This is a genomic window from Roseovarius sp. MBR-79, from assembly GCF_053628555.1.
Genome location: NZ_JBRJGP010000011.1, coordinates 53,504 through 71,386, shown reverse-complemented (window position 1 = coordinate 71,386; position 17,883 = coordinate 53,504). Strand labels below are relative to the sequence as shown.

21 protein-coding genes are annotated in these 17,883 nt (G+C 65.5%); 5 read left to right on the top strand and 16 right to left on the bottom strand.

From position 1 onward, the window contains the following. Window positions 1-11: 11 nt before the first annotated feature. On the top strand, window positions 12-140 hold the full coding sequence (locus tag ACSSV8_RS12680) for a hypothetical protein (RefSeq protein ID WP_354537640.1): 129 nt from the start codon (window positions 12-14) through the stop codon (window positions 138-140). Here ACSSV8_RS12680 and acpS read toward each other — a convergent pair. Further along, a complete protein-coding gene (gene acpS, locus ACSSV8_RS12675) occupies window positions 137-547 on the bottom strand; it encodes a holo-ACP synthase (protein ID WP_354537641.1) in 411 nt (136 codons plus the stop codon). The genes ACSSV8_RS12680 and acpS overlap by 4 nt on opposite strands. Window positions 548-688: 141 nt before the next feature. Here acpS and ACSSV8_RS12670 point away from each other — a divergent pair, with 141 nt between their 5' ends. After that, window positions 689-853, top strand: a complete 165-nt coding sequence (locus ACSSV8_RS12670) for a hypothetical protein (protein ID WP_354537642.1) — start codon at window positions 689-691, stop codon at window positions 851-853. A gap of 36 nt (window positions 854-889) precedes the next feature. On the opposite strand, the gene ACSSV8_RS12665 is transcribed toward ACSSV8_RS12670, so the two are convergent. From ACSSV8_RS12665 to folK, 7 genes are all read right to left on the bottom strand, one after another. Continuing rightward, entirely contained in the window at window positions 890-2,371 is a 1,482-nt protein-coding gene (locus tag ACSSV8_RS12665; RefSeq protein ID WP_454282682.1) for an alpha/beta fold hydrolase, read from the bottom strand. Between the two features lie 150 nt (window positions 2,372-2,521). Beyond that, window positions 2,522-3,355 (bottom strand): 2OG-Fe(II) oxygenase, encoded by an 834-nt coding sequence (locus tag ACSSV8_RS12660; protein WP_354537644.1) that lies wholly within the window; start codon window positions 3,353-3,355, stop codon window positions 2,522-2,524. Window positions 3,356-3,430: 75 nt separating this feature from the next. Further along, window positions 3,431-4,180 (bottom strand): pyridoxine 5'-phosphate synthase, encoded by a 750-nt coding sequence (locus tag ACSSV8_RS12655; RefSeq protein ID WP_454282681.1) that lies wholly within the window; start codon window positions 4,178-4,180, stop codon window positions 3,431-3,433. 35 nt (window positions 4,181-4,215) lie between these two features. Further along, a complete protein-coding gene (locus tag ACSSV8_RS12650) occupies window positions 4,216-4,893 on the bottom strand; it encodes a DUF2062 domain-containing protein (RefSeq protein WP_454282680.1) in 678 nt (225 codons plus the stop codon). Window positions 4,894-4,896: 3 nt separating this feature from the next. Next, the gene (locus ACSSV8_RS12645) at window positions 4,897-7,035 is read right to left on the bottom strand and encodes a RelA/SpoT family protein (RefSeq protein WP_454282679.1); all 2,139 of its coding nucleotides are present in this window, start codon (window positions 7,033-7,035) and stop codon (window positions 4,897-4,899) included. Window positions 7,036-7,076: 41 nt separating this feature from the next. Continuing rightward, complete coding sequence (gene rpoZ, locus ACSSV8_RS12640) at window positions 7,077-7,430, bottom strand: DNA-directed RNA polymerase subunit omega (protein WP_354537648.1); 354 nt, start codon at window positions 7,428-7,430, stop codon at window positions 7,077-7,079. Window positions 7,431-7,495: 65 nt separating this feature from the next. Next, a complete protein-coding gene (gene folK / locus ACSSV8_RS12635; protein ID WP_454282678.1) occupies window positions 7,496-8,074 on the bottom strand; it encodes a 2-amino-4-hydroxy-6-hydroxymethyldihydropteridine diphosphokinase in 579 nt (192 codons plus the stop codon). Window positions 8,075-8,221: 147 nt separating this feature from the next. Here folK and ACSSV8_RS12630 point away from each other — a divergent pair, with 147 nt between their 5' ends. After that, window positions 8,222-8,803: a LabA-like NYN domain-containing protein gene (locus ACSSV8_RS12630; protein ID WP_354537650.1), complete on the top strand. Its 582-nt coding sequence runs from the start codon at window positions 8,222-8,224 to the stop codon at window positions 8,801-8,803. A gap of 51 nt (window positions 8,804-8,854) precedes the next feature. Here the strand turns inward: ACSSV8_RS12630 and ACSSV8_RS12625 are convergent, their stop codons facing one another. From ACSSV8_RS12625 to ACSSV8_RS12605, 5 genes are all read right to left on the bottom strand, one after another. After that, entirely contained in the window at window positions 8,855-10,393 is a 1,539-nt protein-coding gene (locus ACSSV8_RS12625) for a trimethylamine methyltransferase family protein (protein ID WP_454282677.1), read from the bottom strand. 254 nt (window positions 10,394-10,647) lie between these two features. After that, entirely contained in the window at window positions 10,648-11,667 is a 1,020-nt protein-coding gene (locus ACSSV8_RS12620) for a ribonuclease E/G (RefSeq protein ID WP_454282676.1), read from the bottom strand. After that, window positions 11,664-12,242, bottom strand: coding sequence for a Maf family protein (locus tag ACSSV8_RS12615; RefSeq protein ID WP_454282675.1), 579 nt, complete (start codon window positions 12,240-12,242; stop codon window positions 11,664-11,666). Before ACSSV8_RS12615 ends, ACSSV8_RS12620 begins: the two co-directional genes overlap by 4 nt. A 10-nt stretch (window positions 12,243-12,252) precedes the next feature. After that, window positions 12,253-12,471, bottom strand: coding sequence for a translation initiation factor IF-1 (infA, locus tag ACSSV8_RS12610; RefSeq protein WP_005978431.1), 219 nt, complete (start codon window positions 12,469-12,471; stop codon window positions 12,253-12,255). 83 nt (window positions 12,472-12,554) lie between these two features. Continuing rightward, on the bottom strand, window positions 12,555-13,439 hold the full coding sequence (locus ACSSV8_RS12605) for a carbon-nitrogen hydrolase family protein (RefSeq protein WP_354537654.1): 885 nt from the start codon (window positions 13,437-13,439) through the stop codon (window positions 12,555-12,557). Between the two features lie 111 nt (window positions 13,440-13,550). Here ACSSV8_RS12605 and ACSSV8_RS12600 point away from each other — a divergent pair, with 111 nt between their 5' ends. Beyond that, window positions 13,551-14,585, top strand: a complete 1,035-nt coding sequence (locus ACSSV8_RS12600) for a M48 family metalloprotease (protein ID WP_354537655.1) — start codon at window positions 13,551-13,553, stop codon at window positions 14,583-14,585. Window positions 14,586-14,606: 21 nt separating this feature from the next. Here the strand turns inward: ACSSV8_RS12600 and ACSSV8_RS12595 are convergent, their stop codons facing one another. The 3 genes from ACSSV8_RS12595 to ACSSV8_RS12585 form a co-directional block, all read right to left on the bottom strand. Further along, complete coding sequence (locus ACSSV8_RS12595; RefSeq protein WP_454282674.1) at window positions 14,607-16,235, bottom strand: AMP-binding protein; 1,629 nt, start codon at window positions 16,233-16,235, stop codon at window positions 14,607-14,609. A gap of 73 nt (window positions 16,236-16,308) precedes the next feature. After that, window positions 16,309-16,983, bottom strand: a complete 675-nt coding sequence (locus tag ACSSV8_RS12590) for a winged helix-turn-helix domain-containing protein (protein ID WP_454282729.1) — start codon at window positions 16,981-16,983, stop codon at window positions 16,309-16,311. 55 nt (window positions 16,984-17,038) lie between these two features. Continuing rightward, window positions 17,039-17,272, bottom strand: a complete 234-nt coding sequence (locus ACSSV8_RS12585) for a hypothetical protein (RefSeq protein ID WP_454282673.1) — start codon at window positions 17,270-17,272, stop codon at window positions 17,039-17,041. 195 nt (window positions 17,273-17,467) lie between these two features. Between ACSSV8_RS12585 and ACSSV8_RS12580 the strand changes: the two genes are divergently transcribed. Next, window positions 17,468-17,866: a hypothetical protein gene (locus ACSSV8_RS12580; protein WP_454282672.1), complete on the top strand. Its 399-nt coding sequence runs from the start codon at window positions 17,468-17,470 to the stop codon at window positions 17,864-17,866. The last annotated feature ends 17 nt before the right edge of the window (window positions 17,867-17,883 follow it).

Below are 17,883 nucleotides of genomic sequence, written 5' to 3'. Positions count from 1 at the left end.
AGCCGCGAGGCATGGAAGGGCGCTGCCTCGCCTGTCTGCCGGGGGCACGAGTGGCCGATCTCGACCTGAGTCCGCTCAAGGACACGGCCGAGATGGAGCGGTTTCGTGACGCCCTGCGCCGCACAGGGCTGCCGGACTAGCCCTGCGCGTTCCTGGGCCGCGCCTCGATCACCACGAAGGCCTGCGCCCAGGGGTGATCGTCGGTGAGCGTGACATGGATGATCGCCTCATGACCCTCGGGCGTCATCGCCGCCAGCCGCTCGGCGGCCCAGCCCGTGACCTGCATGACCGGCTGGCCGGTGGACAGATTCGACACCGCCATGTCCTTCCACGCGATCCCCATGCGCAGGCCCGTGCCCAGCGCCTTGGAACACGCCTCCTTGGCCGCCCAGCGTTTCGCATAGGTGCCCGCCACATCGGCGCGGCGCTCGGCCTTGGCCTGCTCCACCTCGGTGAAAACTCGGTTGCGGAACCGGTCGCCATAGCGCTCCAGAACGCCCGCGATCCGCTCGATATTCGCCAGATCGGTGCCGATTCCAAGGATCATGGGGCGGGGTCCAAAGGGGCTGTGTCCAGCGTCATTATCCTGTAGATATGCACTGGTGCCCACCGGTCCAAACGGACAGGCGGCGCGACAGGCATAGCCGACACCTTGGCTACAGGATAGAGACCACAAGGACAACAGACCATGAAGATCGCAAAAGCCAATCCCAAAAACGCCAAGGGTGCCCCCCGCCACGCCGAGCAAAACGCCAAGGGCGGCAAGGCCAACCCCTTTGGCCAACGCCCGGTCAAGGCCGACCTCGTGGCGCGGATGAAGGCCGCAGCCGAAGAGTCAAAGAAAAACGACTGATAGAGGGGGGGGCGGGCGCGTCACGCTGCCCGCTCCTTACCCCGGCGTGAACAGCGGAAAGCTCACGCCCAGCGCCCAGGCCAGGATCAGCCCCAGCGCGACCCCGGCCGACGCCGCCCCCGCCCGCGCCGCGACCCACCGGCCCATCAGTCCGAAAATCAGGAAGAAGAGCAGGATTACCGGCGCGATCATGGCGAGAAAGAACAGCCGTTCGGTATCGAGCAGCACGGCAAGCGCGAGAGAGCCGAGAAAGCCCGCGCGCGCCGCGATTCTCTGCCAAAGGGCCGCACCTTGCGCAAGCAGCGCATCCCCCAGCATGAAGGGCAGCGCCCCAAGGCTGAGCGCCGCGATGATCACGAGCCGCTCAGGCGTCGGCCAGAAATTCGCGCCATAGCGATCCAGCGCAAAGCCGAACACGCCCAGACCCCAGACCAGAAGCGCCAGCACCGCGAGCGGTCGCAGCGCCTCGGGCCGTCGCCCGCACCACCACAGCAAGGCCAGTTGGCAAAGGCCGTAAATCGCCAGATGCAGCGCGAGGTAATCCGCCACCAGCACCGGCAGAAGCCGGGTCTCGACCTGCACCGCCAGAAGCGGCGCAAGGAGCGCGGGCAACCCCACGGCCAGCGCAAACCGCCGCAGGGAAAGCGCCCCCGGCACAGGCAGTTCACGTTCCGGCAGGAGGCGCGAAAGCGGCGCCGCCAGCGCCACGATGGCGACCATCAGCGCCAGGAACCAAGGCCCCGTCACGCGCACGGTCACATCACTCGCACGGTCGTATGCGGCATCAAGCCAGTCAATCGCCTCGGCCCGGCCCTTGCGGCTATGAAGCACCGCCACATGCTCGGCCCAGGGTGCTACGACCGCCCGGCGGATCACATCGCCCGCGCGCGCCGTCTCGCCCTCGCCCAGCCCCGGCTCCACCATGGCCACCGCATCGCGGGCAAAGCCGCGCAGCCCCGGCTCCCACGCACCGGTGATCAGCAGCAGGTTTTCAGGCACCCGCGCTGTCACCGCCTTGGAAAAGGCCGAGATCGCCACCACCGGGCCGATGCGGAGATCCTCGATTGCGGTGCGGATGATGATATCGGAGGCCATGGAATGCCCCAGGAGCGCGACCTCCCCCTGCCAGCCTTCCGCCGCCACGGCCGCCGACACCACGGCGCGCGTCTGTTCGACCAGCAGGCGCGTCGTGCCGTCGATGCGCTCCACATCGCCCGACATGGGCCGAGGGTGCCGCCCGTGCCCCTCGAAATCGAAGGCCCAGACCCGGTAGCCCGCCCGCGCCAGATCAAGGCTATAGGCCTGCATCATCTGCCGCGACCCGGCAAAGCCGTGCGCGACCACGACGACCGGCCCATCGGCCCCCGGCTCTGCGCTGCGCGTCACCGGCGTCTCATCAACGCTCAAAGTCGTGATTTCCAGCCCCGCGCGCTGCGCCTCAAGCTGCCAGAGCGCAAGGACCGCGAGAAGGCCCCCCAGCAGCAGCCCGATCAGGCTTGCCCGGTTCCGTTCCGCCATCACCGCAAAAGGACCGGCGCAAGTGTGCCCGTGGCCCGTAAGAGCGCCCCGCAAAACGGTCTAGTCACGAAATCCAACCCCCGTATCGCTTTGCAAGATCATGACCATCGTGCCAGTCAAGCGGCTGCGTCCATCTGGTCAAGCCGCCCCTCAGAAGCCAAACCGCTGCAACCGGTGGATCACGCGCCGGAAGAGGAAGGGTGGCAGCACCTCTTGCAGCATCTGCGCGCGTTGCACCTGCCGGTCTGCCTGATCACGGGTGCCGGGGCGCGGCTTGAAAAGGGTGGTATGCGACACCCGCGTCGCGGTCCATGTGGCGGTGTAGTAATAAAGCGCCAGCGACATGCGCGGCGTGCCATCGGGATGATTGACCGTCTCGGGATTGCCATGCCAGGTGTCCGACCCGGTATTGAAACAGCACATGCGGTTGAAGAGCGGCACAAAGCTCTCGACCTGCGCGGTCATGTCCTTGTTCCAGATCTCGAAGGACCCGCCATAGTCCTTTTTCCAGTCTTTATTGAGGTAGATCAGGACGTTGAGACGACGTTCAAGGTTCAGCTTTCCGTTGTGGTTGAAATCCGCGTGGATATCGAGATGGCCGCCATTGGCCACCACGTGCACCCCCCCGCCCGAGAAATAGGGATCGGGGATCAGCCCGTCGATGCCGGTCATCTCCTCCAGAAAGCGCAGGAACGGGCGGGAGTTGAGCGCGTAAAAGAGGTTGCGCGTATAGGTCGGCAGCCGTTCGGGCAGATAGCTTGCCTTGAGCTTCTCCTGCGGCCGGTCGAACATCATCTCGGCCTCGGGCAATTGCCGCAGATCCGCGACCACCCGATCAAGCACCTCTGGCGGCAGAAAATCGTCGAAGGCACCGTAGGGATAGGGCTCGCGGGCCTGATACGTCGCCGCGGCCGCGCGCCCGGCCTCTTTCGCCTGTGCGGCGTCAAAGGCCAGCGTGTCGGGATCAAGGTGCAGGACCGCCATCAGATATCTCCCTGTTTCGTCACACGGAGACTATACCGGGAAATCCGCCGAGTCTTGGGCCGTTTGTTGACGTGATCAGGCCCGCGCCTCATCCATGAGGCGGCGCATCTCGGCAATCGCGGGCTGCAACCCGCGAAAGATCGCCTCGCCGATGAGGAAATGCCCTATATTGAGTTCGCGCACCTCGGGAAAGGCGGCGACGGGCTTTACGGTATCATAGGTCAACCCGTGCCCGGCGTGGACCTCGAGCCCGAGCGCATGGGCAAAGGCCGACATCTCGCGCAAGGACTCCAACTCTCGGTCACGGGTGGCGAAATCGCCCTCGGCATGGGCGTCGCAATAGGCACCGGTGTGCAACTCGATCACCTCCGCGCCGATGCGGTGCGCGGCCTCGATCTGGCGGCGGTCGGCGGCGATGAAGATCGACACCCGGCAGCCCGCTTCGCGCAGGGGGGCGATGTAATGCGCCAGCCGGTTTTCCTCGCGCGCGACCTCAAGCCCGCCCTCGGTGGTGCGTTCCTCGCGTTTCTCGGGCACAAGGCAGACGGCGTGGGGTTTGTGGCGCAGGGCGATGCGCTGCATCTCCCCGGTCGCCGCCATCTCGAAATTGAGCGGCACCGTGAGCACCTCCATCAATCCGTCGATATCGGCATCCGAGATATGCCGCCGATCTTCGCGCAGATGCGCGGTGATGCCGTCGGCCCCCGCCTCCTCGGCCAGTTTCGCGGCGCGCAAGGGATCCGGGTAGGCCCCGCCCCGTGCATTGCGCACGGTCGCCACGTGGTCGATATTCACACCAAGGCGCAATTTGTGCTCTGTCGACATGGGCGGTCCCCTTCGCTCGCGATTCGTCGATCAACCTAGTCCGCTTTGGGACGCTCGTCAGCCTCGCGCGCCAGCTTTTCGCGCACCTTCTTTTCCTTGAGCGCGTCCCATTTGGCCTTGAGCGCGCCGCGGCGGCGCTTCTGATAGGCGGTGATGACCGGCAGGCTGATGTAATAGGCAGCCAGTCCGACGATCACCCCCGGAACGATCCCGCCGATCAGGTAAGGCAGAAATACCTCGTGATAGAAGATCCCCAGCCCGTGCCAATCCGGCGACCGGTCGGTGAAGAGCGCCAGGAAATTGTTCTTGAGATCGGTCCCCGCGTCGAGAAACTTGCCCCCCAGCGAACGGCTGATCTCATCCTCGTGCAGCGTGGGCCGCCCCATGATGGCGTGCCCGGTCTGAAGCGACACGACGCCGATCGGCAGATAGGTCAGGGGATTGCCGAAGAACGTGCCCAGAAGGGCGGCGGGAATGTTGCCGCGCAGGATCCAGGCAATCGTGCCCGCGACGATGAAATGCATCCCGTAGAACGGCGTGAACGTGGTGAAAACACCGGCGAAGATGCCCCGCGCGATCCGGTCGGGCGGGTCAGGAAGCCTGTGCAGGCGGTGCTTGACATAGGTGAACGCCCGCCCCCAGCCGCCACGCGGCCAGATGAACTCGACGACGATCCGCCACCATGGCCGCTTGTCTCGACGCCGGAAAATCACGGCTCAGGCTTCCTCGCGCTTGTCCCCGGAACGGGATGGGTCACGATAGCGTTCCACGGCTGCCACGTCCGCTTCGGCGTCAAGCGCCGACAGAACGCTGTGCAGATGCTCGGCATCGCGCAATTCGACATCAATCAGAAGGCGGTAAAAATCGGGTTTCCGATCCACGAACATCAGGTCGGAGATATTGGCCTTCTGCTCGCCGATCAAGGTGCAAATACGTCCCAGAACACCGGCATCGTTGCCGATGGTCAGGTCGAGCGTGACATCATAGGCCGCCGGATGCTTGCCGGTGTGCCAGTTCAGGTCCAGCCAGCGCTCGGGTTGGCTGTCGTAGCGCGACAATGTTTCGCAGTCGATGGCATGGATCACCACGCCCTGACCGCGAAAAGTAATGCCGACGATGCGCTCGCCCGGCAGGGGCTGGCAACAGCGCGCCCGGTCAAAGCCCTGATCCGCGCCAAGGCCGATCACCGCCCGCTCGCGGGCCACCTCGGCCCCCTCGCTCGGGGTCAGATCGGGATAGACCGCGCGCAAGACCTGCTGCGCGGTCAATTCGGCACTGCCAAGACGCGCACGAACCTCATCGGCGCTGCGCAGCCGCAACGTGCGCGCGGCCGTCTCCAGCGCCTTGTCGGTGGCCTTCTTGCCAACATGCTCGAAAGCCGAGCGCGCCAGCTCGCGCCCCAGCTTGATATAGCGGTCGCGATCCAGCTCGCGCAGCGCGCGGCGAATGGCCGAACGCGCCTTGCCTGTGGTGGCGATATCAAGCCATGTGGCCTGCGGCGTCTGCCCGTCGGCGACGATGACCTCGACCGACTGCCCGTTCTTGACCCGCGTCCACAGCGGCACGCGCATCCCATCCACCTTGGCACCCACGCAGGCATGGCCGATCCGCGTGTGGATGGCATAGGCGAAGTCAATCGGCGTCGCCCCGCGCGGCAGCTTGACCACGTCGCCCTTGGGTGTGAAGCAAAAGACCTGGTCGGCATACATCTCGAGCTTGACCGCCTCGAGGAAATCTTCGTGATCCTCCTCGGCGTCGAACTGCTCGCTCATCGACGAAATCCAGCGCGCCGGATCGACAGCAAAGGGGTTCTCGGAGCGCACCCCGTCGCGGTAGGACCAATGCGCCGCCACGCCCGTCTCGGCCACATCGTGCATGGCGCGGGTGCGGATCTGCACCTCGACCCGCTTGCCGTCACGCCCCGAAACCGTGGTGTGGATCGAGCGATAGCCGTTCGATTTCGGCTGGCTGATATAATCCTTGAACCGCCCCGGCACCGCGCGCCAGCGCTGATGGATCACGCCCAGCGCGGCGTAGCAATCGGCCTCTGACCGGGTGATGATGCGAAAGCCGTAGATGTCGGAGAGACGGGAAAATCCCATCTCCTTTTCCTGCATCTTGCGCCAGATCGAATAGGGCTTCTTGGCGCGCCCGAACACCTCGGCCTCCAGCCCTGCCCGGTCAAGCTCGGCGCGCATGTCGCTGGTGATCCGCTCGACCACATCCCCGGTTTCGCGTTGCAGGGTGATGAAGCGGCGGATGATGCTGGCCCGCGCCTCGGGGTTGAGCACGCGAAAGGCCAGATCCTCCAGCTCTTCGCGCATCCATTGCATCCCCATGCGCCCGGCCAGCGGTGCATAGATATCCATCGTCTCGCGCGCCTTCTGCGCCTGCTTCTCGGGGCGCATCGCCTTGATCGTGCGCATGTTGTGCAGCCGGTCCGCCAGCTTGACGAGAATCACCCGCAGATCGCGCGACATCGCCATGAAGAGCTTGCGGAAATTCTCGGCCTGCTTGGTCTCGGAACTGCCGAGTTGCAGATTGGTGAGCTTGGTCACGCCATCGACAAGTTCGGCGATGTCATGGCCGAACTTCTCCTCGACCATGGCATAGGAGGCCTTGGTGTCCTCCACCGTGTCATGCAAGAGCGCGGTCACGATGGTGGCATCGTCCAGCCGCTGCTCGGTCAGAATCGCGGCCACCGCGACGGGATGGGTGAAATACGGCTCGCCGGAATGGCGCATCTGGCCTTCGTGCATGGCACTGCCGAACGCGTAGGCGGCGCGAATAAGGGACTCGTCCGTTTTCGGATTGTAATGGCGCACCAGAGTGATGAGGTCGTCAACGGCGATCATCGGTCAGAGGCGCCCCGCCTTGCGCTGAACGGGCCGGGGCCTCAGCCCTGACCTTGCGCTTCCATGAGGGCACGCAGAAGCTTTTCCTCGGACATGTCATCGGCTTCCGGGCGATCCGGCTCGGACCCCATCAGAAGCGCCATGGAATCATCCTCGGGCTCGTCCACCTCGATCTGGGTCTGATTGGATTCGATCAGACGTTCGCGCAGGTCATCCGCCGATTGTGTCTCGTCCGCGATCTCCCGCAGGGCCACAACCGGGTTCTTGTCATTGTCGCGGTCCACGGTCAGCGCGGCACCGGCGGCAATCTCTCGCGCCCGATGAGCGGCCAGCATCACCAGTTCAAAGCGGTTCGGCACCTTGTCGACGCAGTCTTCTGTGGTTACGCGGGCCATGCGACCTCCGGGCAGTTTACGGGCTTTGGATCGGAAGCCCTCCACTTAGGGCCTTGGCAGGGAATTTACAAGCGCGGAATCGCGCGGCGCACCACCTCTTTGCGCGCGCTCTCGGGCAGCGCCGCCAGCATCTCGCGCACCGTGCGCCCGGACACGGGATGCCGCCAGTCCGGCGCGATATCCGCCAGCGGCACGAGAACAAAGGCGCGATCCTCCAGCCGCGGATGCGGCAGGATCAGCCGCTCGGGCGCGCGCGCCTGTTGTTCCGTGACATCGAGTGCCCGCCACTTCGCATGGGTGGCCGCGTCGGGCAAAACCCGGTCGCCGATGGCAAGAAGATCGAGATCGAGCGTGCGCGGTCCCCACCGTGTCTCGCGGTCGCGTCCAAAGGCGGCCTCGGTCGCGTGCAAAAGCGCCAGCACCGCCTCGGGCGTCCCGTCCACCCGCATCGCGGCGGCGGCGTTGACAAACCCGGGTCCCGATCCGGGCGGAAATGCCGGTGTGCTGTAAAATCCGCTCACCGCCCCGACCATCGCGCCCGCCGCCTCCAGATGCCGCAACGCGGCACAAAGCGTCTCCTCGGGCCCACCCACCCCCGACGGCAGATTTCCACCGAGCGCTATCAAGCAGAGTTGATCGGCCATGCCGTGCAACCTATCCTTTTGTGACCATTCATGGTCTTGCATGAAATTTGCCATCATCTTACCTCTGGCACCCAGCCTTTCGGTGCGACCCACTCACACCACTCATGCACCCAAGGCGAGGCAGACCTATTTGAAAGGACATTTCCGATGTTTTACAAGGACGACCGTCTGGCATTGTTTATCGACGGCTCAAACCTCTACGCCGCTGGCAAGGCTCTCGGCTTCGACATCGACTACAAGCTTCTGCGCAGCGAGTTCATGCGCCGGGGCAAGCTGTTGCGCGCGTTCTACTATACAGCGCTGCTGGACAATGAAGAGTATTCGCCCATCCGCCCGCTCGTGGACTGGCTGCACTACAACGGCTACACCATGGTGACCAAACCCGCCAAGGAATACACCGACAGCCAGGGCCGCCGCAAGGTCAAGGGCAACATGGATATCGAGCTTGCGGTCGACGCGATGGAGCTTGCCCCGCGCGTGGATCATATCGTGCTCTTCTCCGGCGATGGCGATTTCAAGCCGCTTGTCGAGAGCCTTCAGCGGCAAGGCGTGCGCGTCTCCGTGGTCTCCACAATCCGCAGCCAGCCGCCGATGATCTCGGACGAGCTGCGCCGTCAGGCCGACAACTTCATCGAGCTGGACGACCTGAAAGAGGTGATCGGCCGACCGCCGCGCGAACCGCGCGACTATGCCGACCGCGAAGCCGCCTACGCCGCCGCGCAGGAATAGCCACGTTGGCGCTCTGCCGCGCCCCGGTTCACAGGGCGCGGCAAACGGCGGTCATGCCCCCAGATGGATCCTGAACCGCGCGCGGATCGCCGCATCGGTGTCCGGGTCAAACCGGGCGGGCGCACGGGTGGCAAGGATGCGCTCTTTTTTCGCCGTGGCGGTGGCGATCAGGTCGGGCTGACCCTGTTCGACCCATTCCTTGGGCGAGGCGCGATTGGCGCAGACAGGGTAGAGGTAATCGCTCTGCATCCGCGCCAGCGTCTGCGGCGCGCCGAGATAATGGCCAGGGCCCCCGATGCAGGCGGCGCGGATCACCTCGAGGCTGAGCGTGTCCTCGTCCACCTCGATTCCGCGCGCGCATCGGAGCGCCTGCCCGATCAGATCGTCGCCCAGAATGAGCGATTCGAGGCAGAAGCCCAAGAGCGAGGCGTGCATCCCTGCGGCCTCATAGACCATGTTGAGCCCCGACAGCCCCGCCATCACGTTCGAGGTGGCCTGTTCCCATCCCGCCTGCATGTCCGGCAGCTTGGCATCGGCGATCCCCGCCGCCGCGCCGCCGGGCAGCCCGTAATAGTGATGCATCTGCGCGCAACCCGCCGTCAGCAGCGCCTGCTCGCCCGACCCGCCCGACATCGCGCCGGTGCGCAGGTCGCTGACAAAGGGCCAGGTGCCGAAGATTGCCGGATGGCCGGGCTTGACCGCGTTGACATAGACCAGCCCGGCCAGACATTCGGCGGTGGCCTGCACGATGGCGCCCGCGATGGGGGCAGGGGCGGTGGCGCCCGCCTGACCCGCCGAAAGCAGCAGGATGGGCATCCCGCCCGCGATACAGGCCTCCATCACCAGACAGGATTCCGTGGCGAACTTCATCGGCGGCACAACGAAACAGTTGGAATTGCTGACGAAAGGCCGCTCGCGCCACTTGTCCTCGCCGCCTGCGATCAGGTGCAGCATCTCGAAGGCGTCGGCGACAAAGCCCACCTCGGTGAAGGAGGTGCCGACATGCTTGGTCGTGCCCGCGCAGCACGCATAGAGCGTGTTGAGGTCCATCTCGCGGTTGTCGGGAATGTCGCGGCAGACCATGGGCCGCTGCACGAAATGGATATTGTCGAGCGTGTCGGCGATGCGCGCGGCGTCGTGCAGGTCCTGCACGGTGCTTTCGCGATAGCTGCCGGTGGCCACATCCACCAGATGCACCGCCGCTCCCGCCGTGCCGTAATGCACGCGGCTGCCCGAGAGGGTCATGTCGTGGCCCGGATCGCGTCCGAAAAGCGTGATCTCGCGGTTGGCGCGGGCGATCGTGTCCTCGATCAGCGCGCGCGGAAAGCGGATGCGCCCGTCCGCGCCCTGCACGGCGCCCGCGCCGGTCAGGTAAGCAACCCCGGAGGGCGGCGCGTCGGCAAGGCCGATCTGTTCGAGCGCGTCGAGAACGGCAGCATGGATGCGGTCCATCTGCGCCTGGGAAAGCGGGCGATAGAGACCGCCCTCAAGGCCGGGGCGCACCGGGCGCAGAATGTCGGCAAGCGGATTGGCACGGGCTTCGCGCCGGGCGGCGCGGCCGCCGGTGCGGCGCGGGGCAGGGGCTGTCATGGTCTGGAAAATCCTGTGAGAGACGAGGAAAGGGCAACGCAATCAGGCGGGCACAGGCCGCCCCCGCGCGGCGCGGCCCCGCTCCGCCCCTATGGTGCGGATCACAAGTGCGATCTTGCTGCGTGGGTCCATCATGCTCTCCTCGCCGCTGAGGAAAGCCGAATCGCGCATCGCTGTCTGTCGTGTTTGCGACCGGTGTCGTTTTCTGGCCGCTCACCCCGAAATGGGGGCGGGCGACGCCCTTTCCTGATCGGTCAGCCCATAACGTCCGTCAGCGGCACACGTGCCCGCTTGCGCTGCAATTCGTAATGGCCAAGCGGGGTCCAGCCCGCCAGCACCGTCTCGATCTCGTCGCGGCGGAAGGCGGCGCGCAGCGCGTCCTCGAACACGCGCCGGTCCTTCTTGGGCATGGGTGCCAGATCGAGCACGACTTGCCCGCCAAGGCCGCGCAGGCGCAATTGCCGGGGCAATTCGCGCGCCAGCGCGATATTGGCCTTGAGCCCGGCGGCGGGGCTCGTATCGGGGCCGGTGTTCACATCCACCGCCACCAGCGCGCGCGTCGGCTCGATATAGGCCAAGGCCCCGCCGGAGAGTCGCACCTCCGGTCCCCGCAGTGCGTCCAGCGCATCGAGCACGCCATGCGCGGCGAAACTGCCCTGCGCCTCGGCCAGCTCATTCGGCTCCGGCCAGTCGCGCCACGCAAGCGCGTGCGGACCGTCGCCCTCGACCAGTTTTTCCGGCTCACGCCCGCCCGCATCGGCCAGAACCGCCTGCGCCAGATCGCGCATGGCGCGGATATCCTCGGCGATGGCCTCATCGGCCGCCCCCTCGCAGGCCGAGCGCAGAATGAGGCCCATGGCCCCCTCCCCCATCTCGTCATGGGCGATCTCGTGCAGGCGCAGACGCTCTTCCTCGTCCTTGATGGCGCGCGAGATGTTGAGGCCGGGCGCGTCGGGGGTGACGATGGCATAGCGGCTCTTGAAGAGCACGCGCGCCGTGACCGGGATCGCCTTGCCCGGTTCGGCATGGCCGGTGATCTGCACCAGAAGCGCCTGACCGGGGGCGAGGCCCTTGACCTGCCGCAGAAAGGCCGAGCCGTCGGGCGTGCGCAGGAACATGCCGCCCTGCCCCTTCACCGGGCGGTCGGCGATGGCGCGATAGATCGTGCCGGGGCGCGGCGTGTCACTGTCGATCAGGAGATCATCCAGCCTGCCGCCAATCAGCAGCGCCGCCGCCTCGCGGCCATTCAGATGATCGAGGGCTATGGTGGTCATGACCGGTCCTTCCAGAGCGGATAGCCTGCGGCAGTCAGAAGGCCCGCCGTCTCGGCAAGCGGCAGGCCGACAATACCTGTGAAAGAGCCCGAAATCCATGGCACGAACGCCCCGGCAAGGCCCTGAATACCGTAACCGCCTGCCTTGCCCTGCCATTCGCCAGAGGCAAGATAGGCGTTGATTTCCTCGTCAGAGAGGCGCTTGAGCTTCACGGCACTCAGCACGTCGCGCTCCCACAGGCGCGCGCCCCGTCGAATGGCAACGGCGGTAATGACGCGGTGACGGCGCCCCGACAGGGCATGAAGAAACTGCGCCGCCTCGCCCGCGCTCTCGGGCTTGCCGAGGATACGGCGGCCCATGGCGACGGTGGTATCGGCAGCGAGCACGATGTCATCCGGCCCCGCCTCGGTCGCCTGCGCCTTCTCAAACGCCATGCGCACACAATAGGGGCGGGGCAACTCGCCTTTGCGCGGGGTCTCGTCGATCTCGGGCGGGCGGATCGCGTCCGGGATCACGCCCAATTGCGCCAGCAAATCGCGGCGGCGCGGGCTGCCCGAACCGAGGATCAGTTGCATGAGTCCGCGCTTACTTGAAGCGATAGTTGATCCGGCCCTTGGTCAGATCGTAGGGGGTCATTTCCACCTGAACCTTGTCGCCCGCCAGAACGCGGATCCGGTTCTTGCGCATTTTTCCTGCCGTATGTGCGATGATCTCATGGCCGTTCTCAAGCTCGACCCTGAATGTCGCGTTCGGCAGGAGTTCCTTGACGACACCGGGAAATTCGAGCGTGTCTTCCTTGGCCATGGTCTCTCCTTGCAATCGCAGCCCGCCATGATTGCGGACCGCGCCAGTAAATGCGCCTCTTCCCCGCGATTTTCAAGGTCTAATCAGCGCAAGCGCTCAACTATGGCCGCACCGTCACGACCCTGTTGATCGGCCCAGTGGCGGCGATTGAGCACGACCCCATCGGCGCGCACATGGGCAACGCGGCCAAGGTCCACCTCCGCCACGGTCCAGCCGGGGCGGTTGAGCACGCCCTCGGCCAGAACGCCCGTGGGCGGAAAGCCGGTATCGGGCGGCCCGAATATGCCGCCCATGCCGGTATTGGTATCGACGGCAGGCGACCAGTGGGCCTCACCCACGGTCGAGGCCATGACGCTTATGCACTGCGCCTCAAGCGCGCGGGCCATCGCCCCGATGCGCACCCGCCAATAGCCCGTCAGCGCCTCGGTGCAGGACGGCACAAGCAGGAGGTCCGCCTCGGCAAGTGCGCGTCCCAGAAGCGGGAATTCGCTGTCATAGCAGATCAGGATGCCGATGGTGCCAAGCGCGGTGTCGAACAGGCGCAGCGGCCCGCCGGGGGCGACAAACCATTCCTCGCGCTCGAAGCGGGTCATGATCTGCTTGTCCTGATGGGCACGCGCCCCCGAGGGCGCATAGAGCGTGGCGCGGTTGACGGGGCGCGGCCCGATGGCCGCATCAAAGACCGGGGCCGAGGCCCCGAGAATGTGCAGGCGGTGGCGCGTGGCAAGCTCGGCATGGAGATCGCCCACATCGCCCATCACCGAGGAGACCGCATGCAGCGAGCGCTCCAGATCCGCCGCCACCTCCGGCCCCTGAAGCGTGGCCAGTTCCATCGCGCCATATTCGGGAAACACCGCCAGATCCGCGCCTTGTGCTGCGGCATCCGCCACCCAGGCGGAGAGTTTCGCGGTATAATCGGCCCAAGTGCCCAGAACATCGAGCGGATAGGCGGCAGTGGCGATCTTCATGGTGGCGCTCCTTTTCTGCGCCCTTTCTAGCCGCGCTGCCGCCCCGCGTCGAGCGATTGCCGCCCCGCGCGCAACCGTGCTATCGTCACGGGCAACGAGGCAGGGCAGCCCATGGCAAAAACGGCACTCAGCAAATATCAGCGGCTCGAGGCATCAGGTCTCTGGCGGGCTGACGCCGAGGCGCAGCGCATCGACGTGGTCGTGTCCGTGGGCGAGGCAACGCTGACCATCACCGACATGCGCGACCGGGTCAAGGCGCACTGGTCGCTGGCCGCCATTGCCCGCGCCAATCCCGGCACGCTGCCCGCGCTCTACCATCCGGACGGCGATCCCGACGAGGTGCTGGAACTTGCCGGCGACGAAGCCGAGATGATCACCGCCATCGAGAAACTGCGCGCCGCCATCGACCGGCAGCGGCCCCGCCCCGGACGTTTGCGGCTTTACGGTGTGCTGGCAAGCCTCGTGACGGTCATGCTCGTGGTGGGGCTTTGGCTCCCCGGTGCGGCGCGGGAGCATGCGCTTCGCGTGGTGCCAGCGGTCAAACGCGCCGAGATCGGGCAGGCCTTGATGGGTCATATTCAGAGCGTCACCGGTCCCCCCTGCCGTGCGCAGGGCGGTGCGGCGGCGCTTGCCGCTCTGGAACGCCGCCTGCCGCCCCGCAACGGGCGCGCACGGCTTGCGGTGGTGCGAAGCGGTGTGGCGGATGCGCTGCGCCTGCCCGGCGGGACGATCCTTATCCGTGCCCCGCTGGTTGAAGATCATGACACGGCGGATGTGGTGGCAGGCCATATCATCGCCGCACATCTGCGCGCCGAGAGGCGCGACCCGCTTGACCGCCTGTTGTCGGAGGCGGGGTTTCGGGAAGTGCTGCGCCTGATGGCAACCGGGCAGATCAGCGACGCAAGCCTTGCCGCCTATGCTGAAAACCTGCTGAAATCGGCGCCCGCGCCCCTGCCGGATGCGGTGCTGCTCGAAGGATTTGCCCGCTGGCAGGTGCCTGCCGCCCCCTATGCCTATGCGCGCGACATGACCGGCGAGACGGTTCTCGGCCTGATCGAGGCCGACCCCTACCCGACGGGCACGACCCCGCCGGCCGTGCTGAGCGATGCCGACTGGATCCGGCTTCAGGGGATCTGCGGCGGATAGGCATGGCGGCCGCCCGCGCGGTCACATGTCCCGCGCGGTCTGACGAAGTTCGAATTTCTGGATCTTGCCGGTCGAGGTCTTGGGCAGGTCCTGAAACACCACCGCCTTGGGCGTCTTGAACCCGGCAAGGCGTTCGCGGGCAAAGGCGATGATCTCGGCCTCGGTTGCCTCGGCCCCGTCCTTCAACTCGACAAAGGCGCAGGGCACCTCGCCCCATTTCTCATCCGGTTTGGCCACCACGGCACAGAGCAGAACGGCTGGGTGACGCATCAGCACGCCCTCCACCTCGACCGAGGAAATATTCTCGCCGCCCGAGATGATGATGTCCTTGGCGCGGTCGGCGATCTTGAGATAGCCGTCGGGATGCTGAAACGCGATATCGCCGGAATGGAACCAGCCGCCGCGAAACGCCTCCTGGGTGGCCGTCGGGTTTTTGAGATAGCCTTTCATCACCGAATTGCCCCGGATCATGATCTCGCCAAGGGTTTCCCCGTCCATCGGGATCTGCTCCATCGTCTCGGGGTCGAGCGCGGTGATCTCTTCCATCATCGGCATGAGGATGCCGGTCCGCGCCTTGATGGCATAGCGGTCGTCATCGGGCAGCGCATCCCACTCGGCGTTCCACAGGCATTCGGTGACATGGCCATAGGTTTCGGTCAGGCCGTAGACTTGTGTGACCTTGAAACCCAGGGGCTCGATCGCGGCGAGGGTGGCGGCGGGGGGCGGGGCCCCTGCGGTGAACACATCGACAATGTGATCGAAGGCGCGGCGGTCCTCGTCGCGCGCATTGACGATCATGTTGAGCACGATGGGCGCGCCGCCGAAATGCGTCACCCCCTCATCGGCGATGGCGTCATAGATCGCGCGCGCCGTGATGTCGCGGCAGCACACGACAGTGCCGCCCACAACCGGCATCAGCCAGACATGGTTCCAGTTGTTGCAGTGAAAGAGCGGAACGATGGTGAGGTATTTGGGATAGCGCGGCAATTCCCAGCTGACCACGGTGCCCATGGTCATCAGATAGGCGCCACGATGGTGATAGACCACGCCCTTGGGCCGCCCCGTGGTGCCGGAGGTATAGTTGAGCGCAAGGCTCTCCCACTCATCCTCGGGCAGGATCCAGTCGAATTCGGGATCTCCGGTGGCAAGAAAATCCTCGTAGGTCATATACTCGGAATGGGCGTGAACGCCCGCCTCGTCATCGGGAACCTCGATGATCGCGGGCGGGGGGTTCTCCATCAGCCCGAGGGCTGCATCGAGCACGGGCAGGAATTGAGTATCGCAGAGCACCACGCGCGCCTCGCCATGGTCGAGGATATAGGCGATGGTGTCGGCCTCGAGCCGCGTATTGATGGCATTGAGCACCGCGCCAGCAGCGGGCACCCCGAAATGCGCCTCGCAATGCGCGGGGATGTTGGGCAGGATCGTGGCCACCACATCGCCCGGCTGAATGCCGATACCCACCAGCGCCGAGGCCAGTTGCGAGACCCGCGCGTGATACTCGGCATAGGTCTTGCGGTGGCCGTGATAGGCAATGGCAAGCCGGTCGGGATAGACATGCGCCGCGCGCCGCAGATGCGACAGCGGCGTGAGGGCAACATGGTTGGCCGCGCATTTCTCCAGCCCGGTTTCGTCCTTCATCCAGCCCATGATCTTCTCCCCGATTCATCTCCTGCGTCTGCGGAGAGTAGGCGAAAGCACGTCTCATGCAATTGCTAAGGGCCTATTCCACCCGGATCGTGCCCTTGTCGACCGCCAGCACATAGCCGCGCCGGGCGATGTTCTTGACCAGCAATTCGGTGACAAGCTGATTGCCGAGCGCGTCGCGCAACCGCTTGATGCGCGTGGCGCCTGCGGCCTCTTCGCAATCCTCGGGGCGGCGTCCCGATATCATCGCCTCGATTTCGGCCCCGCTCAGCACATCGTCGTCAAGCCGTGCCTCGGCCAGAACGCTCAGCGTCTCGATGGCGGCCTCGGTCAGCCGAAAGGCCATGTCGTTGAGATAGACGGTCTTTTCCTCGCGGCTGATGTGCAATGAGGCAACCTGAATACCCGCGCGCTCGATCTGCGCCATACGGCGGTTGAGTGCCACCAGCATCACCAGAAACACCAACGAGGCGACCAGAAGCGCCGTGGCGAAGATCAGCAGCACGAACATGACCATCCGGTAACTGACAAGTGTTTCAGAGAACGCCGTGCCCGAAAGCGCGAGGATTTCCAGAAGCTTGATCTCGCCTTCGCCGGTCAGCGCGTCGTTCTCGATGAATATCCGCTCCACCCGCGCGTTGAAGGCGTTGCCGTCAGGCAGGGTCAGGAACAGGAACACCGCAGCAAGGCCGAGGATCGCGACAATCGAGATGACGCCGATCACCACGAGGCGATTGCCGGAACGGCGCATTTCGGCGGCTGTGGCTGTCAGACCGCGCACCGCTCACCCTCCGTTATAGCCACGCTTATTTTTCCTTTTTCGACATGATCTTGAGCAGGGTCAACCCCTGCCGCGCCAGTTGCGCGCGCAAGGCACCCTCAGCCGCCGAACAGGGCGCGTTGACCGTGGTCACGTTATAGAAAAGCTCGAACGGCTTGTCGCGCTTGGCCTTGTATTCGACCTGACAGGCGGCATGGGCTGCCTGTGCGGTGAGCGAGAGAGCCAGAACCAGGGCGAGGGGGCGAAGGATGCGTGTCATGGCTGCAAGATGCGCGATGGCCCACGGCTATTCAATATCCCGTGACACGATATGACCCCGAAGTGCGGCGTTATCCGATATCATGGGGGCGATATTGCCTGTCCCGGCGGCGGCACCCAGCTTGATCGGGACAGCGCCGACACGGATCGGACAGGCGCTGCTCAGGAGACTGCTCGCAACCCGAAAGGACAACACATGACACGCAAACTCATCGCCCTCGTCGCCGCCGCCGCACTGGCCGCGACCGGCTTTTCCGCCCCCGCCCAGGCCCGTGATCGCGGTGAAACGGCAGCCATCGTCGCCGGTGTTGCGGCGCTCGCCATCGTCGGGGCCACGCTCGCCTCGGATCGCAACAAGAACCACAATCGTGGCCATGTCTCGCGGAATCATCATCGTGACCAGGGCTACTACGCGCCGCGTCACAATCGCGGGCAAGGTTACTATGCGCCCCGGCCCCCTCGCGGCAACGCCTATGGGTATCGCAGCCACCGCAATGACGGATATCGGTCGCATCGCGGCAATGCCTATCGCCCCTATTACGGCAATCGTGGCTACGGCCATGCCGGGGGCCGCTACCGCCATGACGGCAAGTGATCCGGGAGGGTGCCGAC

What these genes read in the sequence shown, in the direction of transcription:
- ACSSV8_RS12680 (WP_354537640.1), top strand. Translation starts at nt 12, where the DNA reads ATGGAAGGGCGCTGCCTCGCCTGTCTGCCGGGGGCACGAGTGGCCGAT.
- ACSSV8_RS12580 (WP_454282672.1), top strand. Translation starts at nt 17,468, where the DNA reads ATGACACGCAAACTCATCGCCCTCGTCGCCGCCGCCGCACTGGCCGCG.
- ACSSV8_RS12665 (WP_454282682.1), bottom strand. Translation starts at nt 2,371, where the DNA reads ATGGCGGAACGGAACCGGGCAAGCCTGATCGGGCTGCTGCTGGGGGGC.
- ACSSV8_RS12615 (WP_454282675.1), bottom strand. Translation starts at nt 12,242, where the DNA reads ATGCAACTGATCCTCGGTTCGGGCAGCCCGCGCCGCCGCGATTTGCTG.
- ACSSV8_RS12670 (WP_354537642.1), top strand. Translation starts at nt 689, where the DNA reads ATGAAGATCGCAAAAGCCAATCCCAAAAACGCCAAGGGTGCCCCCCGC.
- ACSSV8_RS12605 (WP_354537654.1), bottom strand. Translation starts at nt 13,439, where the DNA reads ATGAAGATCGCCACTGCCGCCTATCCGCTCGATGTTCTGGGCACTTGG.
- ACSSV8_RS12625 (WP_454282677.1), bottom strand. Translation starts at nt 10,393, where the DNA reads ATGACAGCCCCTGCCCCGCGCCGCACCGGCGGCCGCGCCGCCCGGCGC.
- ACSSV8_RS12595 (WP_454282674.1), bottom strand. Translation starts at nt 16,235, where the DNA reads ATGGGCTGGATGAAGGACGAAACCGGGCTGGAGAAATGCGCGGCCAAC.
- ACSSV8_RS12590 (WP_454282729.1), bottom strand. Translation starts at nt 16,983, where the DNA reads ATGCGCCGTTCCGGCAATCGCCTCGTGGTGATCGGCGTCATCTCGATT.
- ACSSV8_RS12585 (WP_454282673.1), bottom strand. Translation starts at nt 17,272, where the DNA reads ATGACACGCATCCTTCGCCCCCTCGCCCTGGTTCTGGCTCTCTCGCTC.
- folK (WP_454282678.1), bottom strand. Translation starts at nt 8,074, where the DNA reads ATGGCCGATCAACTCTGCTTGATAGCGCTCGGTGGAAATCTGCCGTCG.
- ACSSV8_RS12660 (WP_354537644.1), bottom strand. Translation starts at nt 3,355, where the DNA reads ATGGCGGTCCTGCACCTTGATCCCGACACGCTGGCCTTTGACGCCGCA.
- ACSSV8_RS12655 (WP_454282681.1), bottom strand. Translation starts at nt 4,180, where the DNA reads ATGTCGACAGAGCACAAATTGCGCCTTGGTGTGAATATCGACCACGTG.
- ACSSV8_RS12620 (WP_454282676.1), bottom strand. Translation starts at nt 11,667, where the DNA reads ATGACCACCATAGCCCTCGATCATCTGAATGGCCGCGAGGCGGCGGCG.
- infA (WP_005978431.1), bottom strand. Translation starts at nt 12,471, where the DNA reads ATGGCCAAGGAAGACACGCTCGAATTTCCCGGTGTCGTCAAGGAACTC.
- ACSSV8_RS12600 (WP_354537655.1), top strand. Translation starts at nt 13,551, where the DNA reads ATGGCAAAAACGGCACTCAGCAAATATCAGCGGCTCGAGGCATCAGGT.
- rpoZ (WP_354537648.1), bottom strand. Translation starts at nt 7,430, where the DNA reads ATGGCCCGCGTAACCACAGAAGACTGCGTCGACAAGGTGCCGAACCGC.
- ACSSV8_RS12630 (WP_354537650.1), top strand. Translation starts at nt 8,222, where the DNA reads ATGTTTTACAAGGACGACCGTCTGGCATTGTTTATCGACGGCTCAAAC.
- acpS (WP_354537641.1), bottom strand. Translation starts at nt 547, where the DNA reads ATGATCCTTGGAATCGGCACCGATCTGGCGAATATCGAGCGGATCGCG.
- ACSSV8_RS12645 (WP_454282679.1), bottom strand. Translation starts at nt 7,035, where the DNA reads ATGATCGCCGTTGACGACCTCATCACTCTGGTGCGCCATTACAATCCG.